Source organism: Mycobacterium sp. E2699 (assembly GCF_001666745.1).
In the GTDB taxonomy this organism is placed as follows: Bacteria; Actinomycetota; Actinomycetes; order Mycobacteriales; family Mycobacteriaceae; genus Mycobacterium.
In genome coordinates, this window is the sequence record NZ_LZJH01000087.1 from 1 (window position 1) to 782 (window position 782).

Annotated in this window: 2 protein-coding genes; one reads left to right on the forward strand and one right to left on the reverse strand. The window is 69.4% G+C overall.

Annotated features, from left to right (window positions below):
• Positions 1–316 (reverse strand): PPE family protein (locus A5696_RS14695; protein WP_067880017.1); only part of this gene is annotated, 316 nt, incomplete at its 3' end.
• A 227-nt stretch (positions 317–543) separates the two neighbouring features.
• Between A5696_RS14695 and A5696_RS27130 the strand changes: the two genes are divergently transcribed.
• Positions 544–782 (forward strand): PPE domain-containing protein (locus tag A5696_RS27130; RefSeq protein WP_156738404.1); only part of this gene is annotated, 239 nt, incomplete at its 3' end.

Below are 782 nucleotides of genomic sequence, written 5' to 3' on the forward strand. Positions count from 1 at the left end.
ATGGTCGCCAGCGCGGCCTCGTAGACGACGGCCAGGCCCTCGCCCGCGCCTGGGCCGCCGACTGCTCGGCTTGCGCGGCCGCCCCGCCCAGCCAGTCCACGTACCCGGCGGCCGCGTTGGTCATGGACGCCGCCGACGGGCCCTGCCAGGCCTGCCCGGCCAGGTCCGAGGTCACGGAGCTGAATGCGCTTGCCGCCGCGCTCAACTCACTGCGGATCCCGTCCCAGGCCGCCGCCGCCTCCAGCATCGGCCCCGGGCCCGGCCCATCAAGCAGGAGCACCGAGTTGACCTCGGGCGGAAACACCGAAAAGTTCATCACTGCTCCCCTCGATCGTCGTTGATCAGACCTTCAGCAGCCACTGGAGCAACGTACATTCTCCGGCCTGCCCCATACCCCGTTAGGCGGGAATCCAATCCCGGCCGCCGCACGATCGTTGCGGACCGGACCGCAGGGATCAAGCGCTCGCAGTCGCGGTTGCGTGCGAACCCGAGCAACGGCACACTTTGGCTCCCGGGGCTCGCTGCTGAGAAGGGACCGCGGTCATGAGCTTTTTGGTGCTCCCGCCGGAGATCAATTCGTCCCGGATGTTCTCCGGTGCCGGGTCAGCGCCAATGTTGGCGGCCGCTGCGGCGTGGGACGGGCTGGCCGATGAGTTGAGTGCGGCCGCGGGATCGTTTTCCTCGGTGACCTCGGCGTTGGCTGGTCACGCGTGGCAGGGTCCTGCATCCGCGGCGATGGCCGCCGCAGCCGTTCCGAATTCGGCATCGTTGCCGGTGGCGTC